The 16,328-nt window shown below is 74.9% G+C and carries 8 protein-coding genes, 3 tRNA genes and 1 pseudogene; 5 read left to right on the forward strand and 7 right to left on the reverse strand.

What is annotated here, in order from left to right; translation table 11 throughout:
* Positions 1-11 precede the first annotated feature (11 nt).
* The 3 genes from AB0F71_RS09105 (at position 12) to AB0F71_RS09115 (ending at position 315) form a co-directional block, all read left to right on the forward strand.
* Positions 12-83, forward strand: a tRNA-Val gene (locus AB0F71_RS09105).
* A 44-nt stretch (positions 84-127) separates the two neighbouring features.
* Positions 128-199, forward strand: a tRNA-Val gene (locus tag AB0F71_RS09110).
* Positions 200-243: 44 nt separating this feature from the next.
* A tRNA-Val gene (locus AB0F71_RS09115) sits at positions 244-315 on the forward strand.
* Positions 316-602: 287 nt separating this feature from the next.
* Here AB0F71_RS09115 and AB0F71_RS09120 read toward each other — a convergent pair.
* Complete coding sequence (locus AB0F71_RS09120; RefSeq protein WP_360230161.1) at positions 603-803, reverse strand: hypothetical protein; 201 nt, start codon at positions 801-803, stop codon at positions 603-605.
* A 406-nt stretch (positions 804-1,209) separates the two neighbouring features.
* Here AB0F71_RS09120 and AB0F71_RS09125 point away from each other — a divergent pair.
* Positions 1,210-2,487, forward strand: a pseudogene (locus AB0F71_RS09125) (serine/threonine-protein kinase); the annotation flags it as partial.
* A gap of 1,155 nt (positions 2,488-3,642) precedes the next feature.
* On the opposite strand, the gene AB0F71_RS09130 reads toward AB0F71_RS09125, so the two are convergent.
* Positions 3,643-4,449 carry an RNA methyltransferase gene (locus AB0F71_RS09130; protein ID WP_360230163.1) on the reverse strand — a complete coding sequence of 269 codons (807 nt, stop codon included), beginning with the start codon at positions 4,447-4,449 and terminating at the stop codon, positions 3,643-3,645.
* Positions 4,450-4,538: 89 nt separating this feature from the next.
* Here AB0F71_RS09130 and AB0F71_RS09135 point away from each other — a divergent pair, with 89 nt between their 5' ends.
* The gene (locus tag AB0F71_RS09135) at positions 4,539-7,280 is read left to right on the forward strand and encodes a SpoIIE family protein phosphatase (RefSeq protein WP_360230165.1); all 2,742 of its coding nucleotides are present in this window, start codon (positions 4,539-4,541) and stop codon (positions 7,278-7,280) included.
* 54 nt (positions 7,281-7,334) lie between these two features.
* Here AB0F71_RS09135 and cobA read toward each other — a convergent pair whose 3' ends face one another.
* The 5 genes from cobA to AB0F71_RS09160 form a co-directional block, all read right to left on the reverse strand.
* Complete coding sequence (cobA, locus tag AB0F71_RS09140; protein WP_360230167.1) at positions 7,335-8,582, reverse strand: uroporphyrinogen-III C-methyltransferase; 1,248 nt, start codon at positions 8,580-8,582, stop codon at positions 7,335-7,337.
* 136 nt (positions 8,583-8,718) lie between these two features.
* Entirely contained in the window at positions 8,719-12,738 is a 4,020-nt protein-coding gene (cobT, locus tag AB0F71_RS09145; protein WP_360230169.1) for a nicotinate-nucleotide--dimethylbenzimidazole phosphoribosyltransferase, read from the reverse strand.
* Between the two features lie 483 nt (positions 12,739-13,221).
* Positions 13,222-14,478, reverse strand: a complete 1,257-nt coding sequence (cbiE, locus tag AB0F71_RS09150) for a precorrin-6y C5,15-methyltransferase (decarboxylating) subunit CbiE (protein WP_360230171.1) — start codon at positions 14,476-14,478, stop codon at positions 13,222-13,224.
* 153 nt (positions 14,479-14,631) lie between these two features.
* Positions 14,632-15,267 (reverse strand): GNAT family N-acetyltransferase, encoded by a 636-nt coding sequence (locus AB0F71_RS09155; protein WP_360230173.1) that lies wholly within the window; start codon positions 15,265-15,267, stop codon positions 14,632-14,634.
* 208 nt (positions 15,268-15,475) lie between these two features.
* Positions 15,476-16,300, reverse strand: coding sequence for a MetQ/NlpA family ABC transporter substrate-binding protein (locus AB0F71_RS09160; RefSeq protein ID WP_360230175.1), 825 nt, complete (start codon positions 16,298-16,300; stop codon positions 15,476-15,478).
* Between the last annotated feature and the right edge of the window lie 28 nt (positions 16,301-16,328).

Raw genomic sequence — 16,328 nt, forward strand, 5'->3', positions numbered from 1 at the left:
CGCCTCACCAGGCGCGATTAGCTCAGCGGGAGAGCACTACCTTGACACGGTAGGGGTCACTGGTTCAATCCCAGTATCGCGCACAGTAACGGGCCCTTCGAGGCTCGCTGCACAACCGCCTCACCAGGCGCGATTAGCTCAGCGGGAGAGCACTACCTTGACACGGTAGGGGTCACTGGTTCAATCCCAGTATCGCGCACAGTAACGGGCCCATCGGGGCCCGCTGCACAACCGCCACACCAGGCGCGATTAGCTCAGCGGGAGAGCACTACCTTGACACGGTAGGGGTCACTGGTTCAATCCCAGTATCGCGCACAGTAACGGCCGAGGCCGCGATCCGTCAGGGTCGCGGCCTCGGCCTATTGTGTTCGGGGAAGCGGGCGGAGAAGTGCGGCGTACGGCGGAGAAGCGCCGCGTACGGTCGCCCTCACCGACGTCCGTACGCGGCGTCTCCGCCTGCCGGGGTGCTCTGCGGACCGCTCTCGCCCGTCCGCGTGTCATCGCGGCCCGCGGCCTCCCCGGCGGCACTGCTCCCCGTCCCCAGGGGAACAGTGCCCGTTCTGGTGTTTTTCCTGATGGCCTTGCCGGCGGCGCCGTCTCCCTCAGCGGCCGATCAGATCGGCCAGGGCCTCGGCCTGGTTCGCCATCTGCTCCCACCCGCCGAACAGCATCACCAGCAGCACGGCGCACGGCAGGGCCATGGCCAGCGCGACGGCGGGGTGCCGGGTGGGTCGCTCGGCGGACTGGGGCTGGATGAAGGGCGGTCGACGCCGGCGGGTGGTTCCCGTCTGCTGCGATGCCATGGCCCTGCTCCTGATCCGGTCGAGTTGGCGCGGTGGACGGCTTACCTCGGGGGACGAGTTTCCCGTCCACCGCTGGACACAACGCTATTGGCCGGGGGGCCTTCCGGGCGTCATGCCGTCGTACTGTTCCTCGGGCATCCCGGAGGATGACGCTCAGACTCAAGGCGTACTACCGGAGGGGGAGGAAGGTCTCACACGGTCCCCGGGGGAACCCTGAGGGGCAACCCCGAGAAACGATTCGGCACCCCTGTGACCTGCTGCTCAGCTCAAGATCGGACAATCGCACGGTGGCTCGAGGTGTTGCGTATCAGCACACCGCAGCGGGCAGTCCGTAAGCTGTGCCGGACAGGAACTGACGATGCCCCAACCGACGGGGCCTCACCCACAGGCTGACGGGGAACGAGACATGGCGATGATGCGGCTGAGGCGTGAGGACCCCCGCATCGTCGGGCCGTACCGCCTGCACCGGCGACTGGGAGCCGGCGGCATGGGCGTGGTCTACCTCGGCTCCGACCGCCGCGGCCAGCGCGTCGCGCTCAAGCTCATCCGCGCCGAACTCGCCGAGGACCAGGAGTTCCGCACCCGCTTCGCCCGCGAGATCGCCGCCGCCTCCAGGATCCGGGGCGGCTGCACCGCCCGGGTGGTCGGCTCCGACATCGAGGCCGACCGCCCCTGGCTGGCCACCGCCTACGTCCCCGGCCCCTCCCTCTACAAGCGGGTCGGGGACGAAGGGCCGCTGAGCTGGCCCGAAGCCGCCCGGATCGGCGCCGCCCTGGCCGACGGGCTGGTCAAGGTGCACGAGGCCGGGGTCGTCCACCGCGACCTCAAGCCCTCCAACATCCTGCTCTCCCCGCGCGGCCCGCGGATCATCGACTTCGGCATCGCCTGGTCACGCGGCGCCAGCACCCTCACCCATGTCGGCACCGCCGTCGGCTCCCCCGGCTTCCTCGCCCCCGAACAGGTCCGCGGCGTCGCCGTCACCCCGGCCACCGACGTGTTCGCCTTCGGCGCCACCCTCGCGTACGCGCTCACCGGGGACACCCCGTTCGGCTCCGGGGCGTCCTCCGAGGTGATGCTCTACCGGGTCGTCCACGAGGAACCCGACCTGTCGGCCGTCCCCCCGCAGCTCGCCCCGCTCATCCGGGCCTGCCTCGCCAAGGAACCCGCCGAGCGGCCCGGCGCGGCCGCCCTGCACGAGCGGCTCAGCGAACTGGCGGCCCGCGGCACGGCCGCCGCCGCCGGCGGACGCGGGGTCAGACGGGGAACGGCGGCCGCCGCACCCGCCGGTGCGGCGGCGGCGCCGCAGGCCCCTCAGACTCCCCAACAGGAGAACGGGCGGCAGGGCGTACCGGGCCCCGGGCGCTCACCCGAACCCGCGGCACCGGCCGCGCGGGCCCGGGCCGGTGCCGGCCGACCGGGCGGGCAGGCGCCCGCAGGCTCCGCGCGGCGCCCGCACGGCGGCCCGCTCCCCCGGCCCGAGGCCACGCCCGTCACCCGCCGGCTGCGGGACCGCTCGCAGACCCCGCCGCCCGCCCGACCCCGCCCCCGGGACCGGCAGCACACCCCCGCACCCGGCGGACGGCCCGGCACGGCACGGCAGCGGTTGCTGCGGCAGCGGCTGGTCGTCTTCGTCACCGTGACGATCGGCGTCGCGCTGGCCATCGCGGCGGCGCAGGGTTGCGAGAACCGGAGCAACCAGGGGGCGCGACCGGTGGTCGGGCAGAGCGCGACGGCCGGTGGCAGCGGTGGCGCCGGTGGCGGCGAGCTGGCCGTGCCCGGGACTTCCGTGGACGTCGCGCCGCAGGCCTCGCCGACCCCGCTCCCGGCCGCCGCGCGCGGCACCGCGGACAGTGCGTTGGCGCCCGCGCAGGGGCCCGGGCCCGTGGTGGACTGGCCAAACCGCAGCTACCCCGACGGGGCGGGCGGGCCCGCCGTCACCTTGAAGGACGGGCGCTCGGTCGGCGGCGGGCCGCAGGTCGCGCTGAGCGCCGTCCTGCCCGCCCGGTACAAGGGTCAGCCGGCCGCGGTCGTGGTGCTACGGCGGGTGGAGGGCTCGGCACCGGTCGACCTCGTCCAGCTCTACACCTTCGCCGGGGACTCCCCCGTGGCCACCACCTCCCGCACCTCCACCGCCGACCCGCAGGCCACCGCCACCTGGCGCCTGGACGGCAGCGCCGTCGTCCGCGAGGAGCGCGTGGCCGCCACCGGCGCGATCATCTCCACCCGCTACACCGCGCGGGCCGACGGCACCCTCGACGAGTCCTGGCCCGGCGCCGGCGCCTCCGGCGGCACCGGCCTCACCACCCCTCCCCCGGCCGCCGCCCCGGCCCCACCCACCGCCCCGACGGGCTGAGCGGGCTTGCAGGCACCAGAAGTCGGCCCGGCCGACTTCTGGTGCCTCGCCCTGTGCCAGGGGCATGAGGTGAACGGCGCGACGCAGGCGGCGGGCGCATAGGAGGTCGGCCCGGCCGACTTCCGGCGCGGTGCCAGGCTTCGCAGAGCGGCTTCCGGCACAGCAGCGGCAACATCGGGCCTGGGAAAGTGGGCAGAAGGGGAGGCCGCACAGGAAGTCGGGCTCGCCGACTTCTGGTGACAGCCAGAGGTGGTGGCGGAGCCACCGGGCGGGCGCCGGGGCCGGGCTTTGGAGCGGGACCGAGCTTGGGCAGGTGGAAGGCCCTGGCGCCGCACAGGAAGTCGGGCTGGCCGACTTCTGGTGCCCGGTGAGGGTTGGTGGGCAGCCCGGGGCGGTGGTGGAGTCATCGGGCGGGCGCTGGGGCCGGCTATGGATCGCACAGGAAGTCGGGCGGGCCGACTTTTGGTGGTGGGGGCTCCGTGCGGGTCAGGGGGTGGTGACGGCGTAGAAGGCCACGGCGGCGGCGGCGCCGACGTTGAGGGAGTCGATGCCGTGGGCCATCGGGATGCGGACCGGGTGGTGGGCGGCGGCGATGGCCCGGGGGGTGAGGCCGTCGCCTTCGGCTCCGAGGAGGAGGGCGGTCCTGGGGAGGGTGTGGGGGGCGAGGGTGGCGAGGTCGACGGCGGTGTCGGCGGGGGTGAGGGCCAGCAGGGTGAAGCCGGCCTCGCGGACGGTGTCGAGGGCAGCCGGCCAGGGGTCGAGGCGGGCGTACGGAACCGCGAAGACGGCGCCCATGGAGACCTTGACCGCGCGGCGGTACAGCGGGTCGGCGCAGTCGGGTGAGAGCAGGACGGCGTCCATGCCGAGGGCGGCGGCGCTGCGGAAGATGGCGCCGAGGTTGGTGTGGTCGACCAGGCCTTCGAGGACGGCGACCCGGCGGGCCCCGGTGAGCAGGTCGGCGGCGTCCGGGAGGGGCTTGCGCTCCATCGAGGCCAGGGCGCCGCGGTGGACGTGGTAGCCGGTGACGGCTTCGGCCAGGCCGGGTTCGACGACGTGGACCGGGGCGTCGGCCTCGGCGATGACGTCGGCCATCACGTCGAGCCACTTGGCGGTCAGCAGCATCGACCGCATCCGGTAGCCGGCCGCGAGGGCGCGGCGGATGACCTTCTCCCCCTCGGCGATGAACAGGCCCTCGGCGGGTTCGCGGCGACGGCGCAGTTCGACGTCGGTCAGGCCGGTGTAGTCGGCGAGGCGCGGGTCGGCCGGGTCGGTGATGGTGCTGGGTTCGGACACCCTGTGATCTTGCCAAGCCGGGGCGGGGAAGGCCAAACGGGGGAGGTGACGGGGTGGTCGCGGGCTACTCGGAGTGCAAATATGACGGTATGGCCCGAAATCCGGGCCGATCCTGGGCTCCGTCGGCCTCTGGTGCCACCGGCGACGCCGGCTCCCCCGGTGGGCGCCCACACGGTCGGCTAGAGCTGCCGCACGCGAAGCGGTCGAGACCGGCCCGGCACTGGTCGGTGGCCGGGCAGGTGTTCGCGCTGCAGATCCTGATCGTGCTGCTGCTGGTGGCGGGGGCCGCGGTGGCACTGGTGGTGCAGTCGCACAACGACGCCGACCACGAGGCGAGCAACCGGTCGGTGGCGGTCGCCCAGGCCTTCGCCAACTCACCGGGCATGGTGGACGCGCTGCGTTCCCCCGATCCGACCGCGATCCTCCAGCCGAAGGCGCAGTCCGCGCGGATCTCCTCGGGCGTGGACTTCATCGTGGTGCTGAACAACCAGGGCATCCGCTACACCCACCCCAATCCGGCCCGGATCGGCCAGAAGTTCATCGGCACGTACCAGCCGGCGCTGCACGGCCAGGTGGTGACCCAGCACCTCACCGGCACGCTGGGGCCGCTGGTGCAGGCGGTCGTCCCGGTGTACGCGCCGGACGGTTCGGTGGTCGGGCTGGTCTCGGCGGGGGTCACCCTGAGCCACGTGTCCACCGCGAGCGAGCGCCAGCTGCCGCTGGTGCTGGGCGCCGCGGCGGGCGCGATAGGGCTGGCCACCCTGGGGACGGCGTTGATCAGCCGGCGGCTGCGACGGCAGACGCACGGGCTGGGCCCGGTCGAGATGACCCGGATGTACGAGCACCACGCGGCGGTGCTGCACGCGGTGCGCGAGGGCGTGATGATCGTCGGCGGGGACGGGCGGCTGCTGCTCTGCAACGACGAGGCACGCCGGCTGCTGGACCTGCCGCCGGACGCCGAGGGCCGTCCGGTGACCGAGCTGGGCCTGGAGCCCGCGCCGCTGGAGCTGCTGACCGCCGACCGGCCGGTGAGCGACGAGGTGGTGCTGGCCGGGGAGCGGCTGCTCGCGGTGAACGTACGGCTGACCGACCGGGACGGCGGCCCGCCCGGCTGCGTCGCCACGCTGCGCGACTCCACCGAGCTGATGGCGCTGACCGGCCGGGCCGAGGGCGCGCAGCGGCGGCTTCGGCTGCTGTACGACGCCGGGGTGACGGTGGGCAGTTCGCTGGACGTGACCCGGACCGCGGAGGAGCTGGCGCAGGTCGCGGTGCCGCGGTTCGCGGACTTCGTCACGGTGGACCTGGCCGAGCAGGTCCTGGCGGGCGAGGAGCCGCCGCGGGTCGGCTCGCTGGGCCGGATGCGCCGTACCGCGCTCGCCGGGATCAGGGACGACGCCCCGTTCCACCCGGTGGGGACGGTCCTGGAGGTGGTGCCGGCCACCCCGCTGGCCGCGGCGCTGGACAGCGGCACGCCCGGGCTGGAGCCGCGGCTGGCCGAGGCGCGGGGCTGGCGGGAGCAGGACCCGGAGCGCTCGGCGCGGGCGCTGGCGTACGGGGTGCACTCGCTGGTGCGGGTGCCGCTGCGGGCACGCGGGGTGCTGCTGGGGGTGGCCCGGTTCTGGCGGGCGGACCGCGCCGAGCCGTTCGAGCCGGAGGACCTGACGCTGGCCGAGGAGCTGGTGGCGCACGCGGCGGTGTGCATCGACAACGCCCGCCGGTACACCCGGGAGCACGCGATGGCGGTGACCCTGCAGCACAGCCTGCTGCCGCGGAGCCTGCCGGCGCAGAACGCGCTGGACGTGGCGCACCGCTACCTGCCGGCCCAGGCCGGGGTGGGCGGGGACTGGTTCGACGTGATCCCGCTGCCGGGCGCCCGGGTGGCGCTGGTGGTCGGCGACGTGGTCGGGCACGGGCTGCACGCGGCGGCGACGATGGGGCGGCTGCGCACGGCGATCCACAACTTCTCCACGCTGGACCTGCCGCCGGACGAGCTGCTGGGCCACCTGGACGAACTGGTGAACCGGATCGACCAGGAGGAGGCGGGCGGTTCCGGTAGCGCCGGCCTGACCGGGGCGACCTGCCTGTACGCGATCTACGACCCGGTGTCGCGGCGCTGCACGGTGGCCGCCGCCGGGCACCCGCCGCCGGCCGTGGTGGACCCCCAGGGCCGGGTGACGTATCCGGAGCTGCCGACCGGGCCGCCGCTGGGGCTGGCGGTACTGCCGTTCGAGACCGTCGAGCTGGAGCTGGCCGAGGGCAGTCGGCTGGTGCTGTACACGGACGGGCTGGTGGAGGACCGCGAGCGGGACATCGGCGAGGGCCTGGAGCTGCTGCGGACGACGCTGAGCGGGCCGCCGCGGACGCCCGAGCAGACCTGTGCGGACGTGCTCGGGGCGATGCTGCCGGCGAACCCGCAGGACGACATCGCGCTGCTGGTGGCGGAGACCAAGGTGCTGTCGCCGGACCGGGTCGCCCAGTGGGACGTGCCCGCCGACCCGGCGGCGGTGCGGGTGGTCCGGGCGCAGGTGGCCCGGCGGCTGGCGGACTGGGGGCTGGACGAGGCGGCGTTCGTCACCGAGCTGATCCTGAGCGAGCTGGTGACCAACGCGATCCGGTACGGCTCCGGGCCGATCCGGGTGCGGCTGCTCCTCGACCGCTCGCTGATCTGCGAGGTGTCGGACGGCAGCAGCACCTCGCCGCACCTGCGGTACGCGGCGACCGAGGACGAGGGCGGGCGCGGGCTGTTCCTGGTCGCGCAGTTCGCGGACCGGTGGGGGACGCGCTACACGGCGACCGGGAAGGTCATCTGGACGGAGCAGCCGTTGGAGTAGGAAGTCGGACCGGCCGACTTCCCACTCCGTGGGACTTCCCGTTCCGTGGGCTCGCTACCGCTGGAAGGCGGCGGCCAGGACGTTGACCACGTCGCCGACCACGATGACCGCCGGGGGCTTGACGCCCTCGGCCTCGACCACGACGGCGACCGTGGCCAGGGTGGCGTCCACCCGGCGCTGGGCGGCGGTGGTGCCCTCCTGGACGATCGCGACCGGGGTGTCGGCCGGGCGGCCGTGCTCGACCAGCTTGGCGGCGATCGCGCCGATCTTGTCCACGGCCATCAGCAGCACCAGGGTGCCGGTCATCCCGGCGACGGCCGTCCAGTTGGTGACCGACCGGGGATCGTCCGGGCCGACGTGGCCGGAGACCACGGTGAACTCCTGGGTCAGGCCGCGGTGGGTGACCGGGATGCCGGCCGACTCCGGGACGCTGATCGAGCTGGAGATGCCGGGCACCACGGTGACCGGGATGCCCGCCTCGGCGCAGGCCAGCAGCTCCTCGCCGCCGCGGCCGAAGACGTACGGGTCGCCGCCCTTGAGGCGGACCACGAACTTCCCGGCCTTGGCGTGGTCGATCAGCGCCTGGTTGATCGCCTCCTGGGCCATCTGGCGCCCGTAGGGGATCTTGGCGGCGTCGATCACCTCGACGTGCTCGGGCAGCTCGGCGAGCAGTTCGCGCGGGGCGAGGCGGTCGGCGACCACCACGTCGGCGTCGGCGAGCAGTCGGCGGCCGCGCACGGTGATCAGGTCAGGGTCGCCCGGGCCGCCGCCGACCAGGGCGACCCCGGCGCCGCGGGTGCGGTACGAGCGGGCGGCCAGCGAGCCGTCCCGCAGGCCGCCGACGACGGCGTCGCGCAGGGCGGCGGAGTGGCGCGGGTCGCCGGTGAGCACCGCGACGGTGGCGCCGCCGTCACGGCCGCTGGCCGGGGTCCAGGCGGAGGCGGCGGAGGCGTCGTCGCTGCGGGAGCAGAACACCCGCTCGCGCTCGGCCTCGGCGCTGACCGCCGTGTTGACCGCCGGGTCGTCGGTGGCCACCAGGACGTACCAGGCACCGGCCAGGTCGCCGTCCGCGTACGGGCGGGCGTGCCAGGTCAGCTCACCCGCGTCGGCCATGGCCTGGACGGCCGGGGTGGTGGCCGGGGATATCAGGTGCAGGTCGGCGCCGGAGGCGATCAGCGCGGGCAGCCGCCGCTGCGCGACCTGTCCGCCGCCGACCACGACGACGCGACGGCCGGCCAGCAGCAGGCCCACCGGGTAGGGGGTCCGGCCCTCGGTGCTGGGGTGCGGGGTGGGCGCGCTCATCGGCGGTGCTCCTGATCGGGATGAGGGTGTGGGGCGGTACGGAGGGACGAGGGTGTGGGGCGGTACGGAGATACGCCGCTCCGCGGGCCGGCGCGCCCTCGGGCCGGTCCGCGGAGCGGTGAGGTGAAGCGGCGCGTCAGGCCTTCTCGGTGACTCCGGCGGAGTCGAAGGTGGCTACATCGTGCATCGCGCGGGCCGCACTCTGCACCAGCGGCAGCGCCAGCAGGGCACCGGTGCCCTCGCCGAGCCGCAGGTCCAGGTCGATCAGCGGACGCAGACCGAGCTTCGCCAGCGCGGCCTGGTGGCCGGGCTCGGCGGAGCGGTGGCCGGCGATGCAGGCGGCCAGCACCTCGGGGGCGATGGCCTTGGCGACCAGCGCGGCCGAACCGGCGATCACGCCGTCCAGCACCACCGGGGTGCGCAGCGAGGCGGCGCCCAGCAGGAAGCCGGCGATGGCCGCGTGCTCCAGGCCGCCGACGGCGGCGAGGACGCCGATCGGGTCGTTCGGGTCGGGCTGGTGGAGGGCCAGCGCGGCGCGGATGACCTCGATCTTGCGGGCGTGGGTCTCGTCGTCGATGCCGGTGCCGCGGCCGGTGACCTCGGCCGGGTCGAGGCCGGTGAACACCGAGATCAGGGCGGCCGAGGCGGTGGTGTTGGCGATGCCCATGTCACCGGTGACCAGCGCCTTGTTGCCCGCCGCGACCAGGTCGCGGGCGGTCTCGATGCCGACCTCGATGGCCTGGAGGGCCTCCTCGCGGGTCATCGCCGGGCCCTGGGTCATGTCGTCGGTGCCGGGCTTGACCTTGCGCGGCAGCAGGCCGGTGGCCCGGCCCTGCTGGACGGCCTGCGGCAGCTCGGCGGCGACGCCGACGTCCACCACGCAGACCTCGGTGCCGATCTGCTTGGCGAAGGAGTTGATCACCGCTCCCCCGGCCAGGAAGTTGCCGACCATCTGGGCGGTCACCTCCTGCGGCCACGGGCTGACGCCCTGGGCGTGCACGCCGTGGTCGCCCGCGAAGATCGCCACGCAGGCGGGCTCCGGGATCGGCGGCGGGCACTTGCGGGAGAGGCCGCACAGCTGGGCGGAGATGATCTCCAGCATGCCGAGCGAGCCGGCCGGCTTGGTCATCCGCTTCTGGCGGTCCCAGGCCTCGCCGAGTGCCTTGGCGTCCAGCGGGCGGATTCCGCGCAGGGTGTCGGCGAGCAGGTTCTGCGGCTCCTCGCCGGGCAGCGCGCGGTTGCCGTACTGCTCCTCGTGGACCACCCAGGCGAGCGGGCGCTTCTTGGCCCAGCCCTGCTGCTCCAGCTCCGGCTCGTCCGGGAACTCGTCGACGAAGCCGACGCACAGGTAGGCGACGACCTCCAGGTGCTCGGGCAGGCCGAGCTCGCGGACCAGCTCCTCGTCGTCGAAGAAGCTCACCCAGCCGACGCCCAGGCCCTCGGCGCGGGCGGCCAGCCAGAGGTTCTCCACGGCCAGCGCGGCCGAGTACGGGGCCATCTGCGGCTGGGTGTGCCGGCCCAGGGTGTGCCGGCCGCCGCGGGTGCGGTCGGCGGTGACCACGATGTTCACCGGGGTGTCGAGGATCGCCTCGATCTTGATCTCCCGGAACTGCTTGGCCCGGCCCTTCGGCAGCGAGTCCGCGTACGCCTCGCGCTGGCGCTCGGCCAGGGCGTGCATCTTCCTGCGGGTCTTCGCCGAGCGGATGACCACGAAGTCCCAGGGCTGGGAGTAGCCGACGCTGGGCGCGGTGTGGGCCGCCTCCAGGACGCGGATCAGCACCTCGTGCGGGATCGGGTCGGGGCGGAAGCCGTTGCGGATGTCGCGGCGCTCGCGGATCACCTGGTGGACGGCGTCGCGGCCGGCCTCGTCGTAGCCGGGGGCGGCGGGGCCGCGGGGCTCGGCGGGTTCGGCGGGCTGCTCGGCCTCGACGGCCGCCTCGGGCTGCTGGTCGGCGGGCTGTTCGGCCTGCGGCTGCTCGGTGGCGGCCGGGGCCTCGGGCTGCGGCTGCTCGGCGGCGGGGGCCTCCTCCTGGACGGCCTCCGCTCCGGCGGCGACGGCGACGGGCTCGGCCTGCGGCTGGTCGGCCCCGGGCTGCTCGGGCTGCTCGACCTGCTCCGGCTGCGGCTGCGGCTGCGGCTGCTCCGCGGCCGGGGCCTCGGCGGGCTGCTCGACGACCTCGGCGGTCTCGACGACCTCGGCGACCGGCTGTTCGGCGGCCTCGGCAGCCTCGGCGACCGGCTCGGTGGCGGGCTGCTGCTCGGCCCCGGGGGCGACGGCCTCGACGGGCTGCGCGGCCTCCGCCTCGGCGGGCTGCTCTGCGGCAACCTGCTCAGCGGCCGGCTGCTGCTCGGCCTGCTCCGGCTGCCCGGGGACCGGCTCGGCCGGGGTCTCCGCGGCCGGCTCGGCCGGGACGGCCTCCGGCTGCGGCTGCGGCTGCTGCGGCTGTTCCGCCTGCTCCGGGTGCTGCGGCTGCTCGGCGACCGGCTCGGCACCGGCGGCCTCGACAGCGACGGCCTCGGACTCGGCGACGGCGGCCTCGGCCTGGACCGGCTCGGCGGCGGGCTCCTGCTCGGCGGCCTCGGCGACGACCTGCCCGGAGGGCATCTCGCCGGTGCCGGCCGCAGTCTCGGCCACCGGTTCCGCGACAACCGCCTGCGCGGCCTCGGCGGGCTGTCCGGCCTCCTGGACCGCCTCGACGGCCTCGGCCTGGACGGCGACGGCCTCAGCCTGGACCGGCTCGGCGGCCGCTATGGGGACGGGCTGCTCCTGGGCCGCCTCGACGGCCACCGGGGCCTGCTGGGCCGCCTCGACCTTGGGCAGGCCGTGCGGGGTCGGCGCGGCGAGGAAGGCGGAGATCCGGCGCGGCTGACCGGCCGGAGCGGCCGCCTCGGACGGCTCGACGGGCGCGGCGGCCTCGCCGGTACCCTCGACGCCTTCGACGGCCACGACCTCGACGGCGGCACCCTCGACCGCGGCGGTCGCCACGGCGGGGTTCTCCACGGCGGGGTTCTCCACGGCGGCGGTCTCCACGACGGGGGCGTCGACGACCACGGCCTCGACCGCGGGGCTCTCCACCACGACCGCCTCGGCGGCCGGCTGACCGACCGTCTCGGCCGCGACCGGCTCGACCTGCTCGACCGCCGCGACCGGCTCGACCACGACGGCCGGGCCCTGCTGGGCGGCCTCGGCGGCCGGCTGGGCCGGCACGCCCTCGGCCAGCGGCGCGGCCGGGACGGCGTCCGGGGTCCCGACGACCTCGATCACCTCGATGGCGCCGATCGCCTCGACCGCCATCAGGCCCTCGACCGGCGGCGAGCCCAGCGGCACCTGCTGGTAGCCCTGGGCCTGGGCGACCTGGTGAACCTCCGGCCCGCCCTCGACCGTGGAGGGAACCGGCGGCACCGGCGCGGCGGGCGCCACCGGGGCTGCCTGCGGCACGACACCCGGAGCAGGCGCGACGGGCTCGCCCATCGGCGGCCGGCCGACGACCGGGATGCCGTGCGCGGGCGTGCCGCCCTGCGACGGGCCGCGGTCGGCCAGCGAACGGACCGGCACCTGGCCGGTCATCAGCGAGGGGTCCGGGATCGGCGGGCCGGCGTGCAGCGGGCGGCGCGGCGGCTGAGCCTGCGTCATCGGCTGCTGCGGGTACGGCTGCGCCTGGGCGGCCTGCGACGGCTGCTGCTGGAACTGCTCGCCGCCGAGCACCGGCGGGTCGACCGGCGGCCAGGAGGGCTCGACCGGGGTGCCGTCCGGCTGCGCGAACGGGGCCTGCTCGGCTCCCCAGGAGCCCTGCGGGCCGGGCATCAGCAGGACGTCGTCCTCGTCGTCCAGCCCGTCCGGCTGGTCGACGAAGTGGAAGGACGGGCGCTGGACGCCCTGGTCGACGGCCCAGCCGTCGCCCGGGGCGGCCGGGGCCGGCACGCCGGGGGTGGTGAAGTTCGGCTGGCCCTGCGGCGGGATCACGCCCGCGCCGGGGGGCATCGCGCCCGGCAGGCCGCCGAGCGGCGCCGCCGGGTTGGGGATCACGCCGCCGTCGGTCGCGACGCCCTGCAGAGGTGCAACGCCCGCGACGCCCTCCGGTGCGCCGAGCGGGTCGGGCCCGGCGTGCAGGTGCTCCGGCAGTCCCTCGCCCGGGACGTGGCCGCCATCGGTCATTGTCAAAGCTCCTTCCAGGCCGCTGCCGCGCCCCTTGGCGACGCGATCCACCGACCGCAGCGCCCATCCGCACGGGCCGGGCCTGCACCGACCCGCCCCTCAACCACACGTGGCCGCCGCGCCGTGGCGCTGCGGCCCAAGTCCTTCCGGCGCGCTGCGGCACCCCGGCCCGGGCACCGCCGGTGAAGGCGGTGCACCATCTGAATCAACGACAACCCGGAGCAACCGGCACGACCGCACCGGACCCTACGGCATTCTCCAGGTCCGGCACGCGGCCCGTCGAATTGCCCACACTCCGAGCGGAACCGGATTGCACCGCGTCAAAAAGGTGACAAACCGACCGAATCGGGTGGGTCGTAGGCGGCTGGAGCCGTCTGTGAGCCACACTACCGGCCCGGCGCGGTGACCTCTCGAATCGGTGTCCGGATGCGACCTGGATCACCGCGCGGTGCGTCCGGCGGCCCCGGCCCGCACCCGAGGCCTTCACACGATCTGCTCACCCCAGAGCAGCAGTGCGCCGCCCTCGCCCGCCCCGAGCGCCAGTGCGCCGCCCTCCTCACCGGCCCGCAGCGGGGTCGACTGCAGCAGCGCGCCGTCCGCCCGGTAGCCGGCCCCGACGATGGCCCGGTGGACCTCCTCGGCCTCGGCGAAGGTCCGGGCCACCGCCACGAACCGCTCCGGCCTGCGGGCCAGCACCGCCCGCACCACGTCCAGGTCGGCGGACTCCACCACCGCCGCGTCGGGCTCCGGCAGTCCGCCCAGCACCTCGGGCCCCTGCCCGTACACCGTCTCCACCTCGACCCCGTACCGGCGGGCGTTGACGGCGAGCCGGGCGCAGGCCGAGCGGGAGGCCTCGACCGCGACCACGGCGGCGCCGAACCGGGCCGCCTCCACCGCGAGGGCGCCGCTGCCCGCGCCGACCGACCAGACCAGGTCGCCGGGACGTGCACCCAGACGGGCCAGCACCAGGGCGCGCACGTGCGCGGGAAGTGCCTCCGACGCGCCCGGCTCGCCCTCCGTGCGCCCGGCGCCCGCGTAGGCGTCGCCGGGGAGCGCCCAGCCGCGTTCCGCGCCGGGGTAGCCCAGGGGGCGCCCGGCCAGCCAGCCGGCCGCCTCGCCGACCGCGCCGGCCTGGGCGGCGCCGCCGATCACCAGCACCACGTTGGGGTCCCGCCAGACGTGGTCGGCGATCCGGTCGGAGGTGAGGACGGTGACGTCCTCCTCCGGGGTGCCGAGGGCCTCGCAGACCACGAAGGTCCGGTGCACCCCGCGCAGCATCAGGGCGAGTTCGCCCGGACCGGCGCCCGGGGCGGTGAGCACGGCGACCTTGGGGTGGGCGCGGCAGATGTTGGCGGCGCGGCGCAGCCGACCGCCGTGGGCGCTGACCACCTGGGCGTCCTCCCAGGGCATCCCGGCCCGGGCGAAGGCGGTGGCGACTGAGGAGACGGCGGGCAGGACCTCGAGTTCGAGGCCGAACTCGGGGCGGCGCAGGGTGCGCACCACGCCGAAGAAGCCCGGGTCGCCCTCGGCGACCACGACGGCGGCGCCGCGGTGCTCGGCGATCGTCCGGGCGGCCTGCTGGATGTTGCCGAGGGCGATCCGCTCGGCCTCCTCCGGCACCGGGAGGGCGTCCAGTTGGTAGGAGGCTCCGGCGACCAGGGTCGCCGCGGCGAGGGCCGCGCCGGCGGCCTCGGTCAGCGGCGTGCCGTCCCACCCGATGACCGTGATCCGGTCAGCCATCTGCGGCCGTTCTCCCTCGACTCGTTGCGCGACTCGGCGCGCCGGCTGTGCGGCGCCGGTGGAGAGGCTACCGGGTACGGTCCCCCTGAGGTCGACAACTCGCACACCTGTCCGCGCCACGGGGGGTGACCAGCGGGGGAGGGCGCCGGCGGATCAGTCGCGCAGCACGTAGCGGTGGTCGCCGTGCCAGCCGTCGCGGTGCAGTTCGGGCGACTCCAGGTCCTCCGGGAGGAGGCTCCACAGGATCAGGTCGCTGCGGCTCTCCGCGACGACCTCCCCGGACTCGCCGCGGACTATCCAGGCGCTGCGCAGCACGCCCTCGCTGATGCCGCCGATCTTCTGGGCGACCTGCTGGGCGGCGGTGTTCCCGGCGGCGGTGCGCAGTTCCAGGCGCAGGAAGCCGCGGTCCTCGAACAGCCACTGGGCGACGCCGAGGACGGCCTCCGGGGCGTAGCCCTCGCCGCGGGCCCAGGCGGCGGTGACGTAGGAGATCTCGGTGCTGCGCAGCCGCCAGTCGGTGTTGCGCAGTTCGACCTGGCCGACCAGGCGCTGGGTGAGGTGCTCGGTGACGGCGAAGACGATGCCGCGGCCGTGGGCGCGGTGGGCGGGGGCGAGGGTGCGGGCGAGCTCGGTCGCGTACTCCTCGGTGAAGGGGTGCGGGAGATCGGTCCAGGCGAGCACGAGGTCGTCGGCCATCATGGTGGCCAGCCCCGGGGCGTCGTCCTCCGCAAGGGGCCGCAGCAGCAGCCGCTCGGTGCTGATGGCGGTCTCGGGGAAGCTCGCTGCCATGCCGTCTCTCCTCGCCGGGTCGTGAACACAACACCGTACGCCTCCGTCGCGCCCCGGTTGGCATGCGGTGCGCCGCGCGCACGACGGTACGTCAGAACCCGGTCTGCCGTGGTGTCCCTGGTGCATACTGCCCGACCGGGCCCCTGCCGAGGTGCGGCGGGGGCCCGGTCGGGCGTCACAATGTATGACCGTACGACGATCAGGTCGTTCAGAAGGCCGGGATGACCGAACCCTGGAACGTGTCGTTGATGTACTTCTTCACCTCGTCGGAGTGCAGCAGCTCGGCCAGCTTCTTCACCCGCGGGTCGTTCTCCTTGCCCTTCTTGACGGCGATGATGTTGGCGTACGGGTTGCCGTCGGCCTTCTCCAGCACCAGCGCGTCGGTGGCCGGCTTGAGGCCCGAGTCGAGCGCGTAGTTGCCGTTGATCACGGCGGCGTCGAGGTCGGCGATGGAGCGGGGCAGCTGGGCCGCCTCCAGCTCCTTCCACTTGAAGTTCTTCGGGTTGGCCGTCACGTCCGCCGGGGTGGCGGCGGTGCCGGCGCCGTCCTTGAGGGTGATCAGCTTGTTGTCGGCGAGCAGCTTGAGCGCGCGGCCCTCGTTGGTGGCGTCGTTCGGCAGGCCGATGGTGGCGCCGGACGGCAGGTCGCCGATCGCCTTGACCTTCTTGGAGTAGACGCCGAGCGGCTCCAGGTGGACCGGCTCGACCGGGACGATGTCCGTGCCGTTCTTCTTGTTGAAGTCGTCCAGGTACGGGACGTGCTGGAAGTAGTTGACGTCGGCCGAACCGTCCTGCACCGCCGTGTTGGGGGTCACGTAGTCGGTGACCTCCTTGATGTCGAGCTTGAGGCCCGCCTTGGCCGCGAGGTTGTCCTGGACGAACTTGAGGATCTGCGCGTGCGGGGTCGGGCTGGCCACGACCTTCAGCGGCGCGTTCGGGTCCGAGGAGGAGGAGCCCGAGCTGCCGCAGGCGGCCAGCGACAGGGCGAGGCCGGCGGTGGCGAGGACGCTGGTGAACTTCAGAACGTTGCGCACGAAAAGTGCCTTTCTGCGTGATGCGGGG

This window comes from Kitasatospora sp. NPDC028055, from assembly GCF_040637885.1.
GTDB lineage: Bacteria > Actinomycetota > Actinomycetes > Streptomycetales > Streptomycetaceae > Kitasatospora.

Coding starts and splice junctions, on each gene's coding strand:
- cobA (WP_360230167.1), bottom strand. CDS start 8,582: ATGAGCGCGCCCACCCCGCACCCCAGCACCGAGGGCCGGACCCCCTAC.
- AB0F71_RS09120 (WP_360230161.1), bottom strand. CDS start 803: ATGGCATCGCAGCAGACGGGAACCACCCGCCGGCGTCGACCGCCCTTC.
- AB0F71_RS09135 (WP_360230165.1), top strand. CDS start 4,539: ATGGCCCGAAATCCGGGCCGATCCTGGGCTCCGTCGGCCTCTGGTGCC.
- cobT (WP_360230169.1), bottom strand. CDS start 12,738: ATGACCGATGGCGGCCACGTCCCGGGCGAGGGACTGCCGGAGCACCTG.
- cbiE (WP_360230171.1), bottom strand. CDS start 14,478: ATGGCTGACCGGATCACGGTCATCGGGTGGGACGGCACGCCGCTGACC.
- AB0F71_RS09155 (WP_360230173.1), bottom strand. CDS start 15,267: ATGGCAGCGAGCTTCCCCGAGACCGCCATCAGCACCGAGCGGCTGCTG.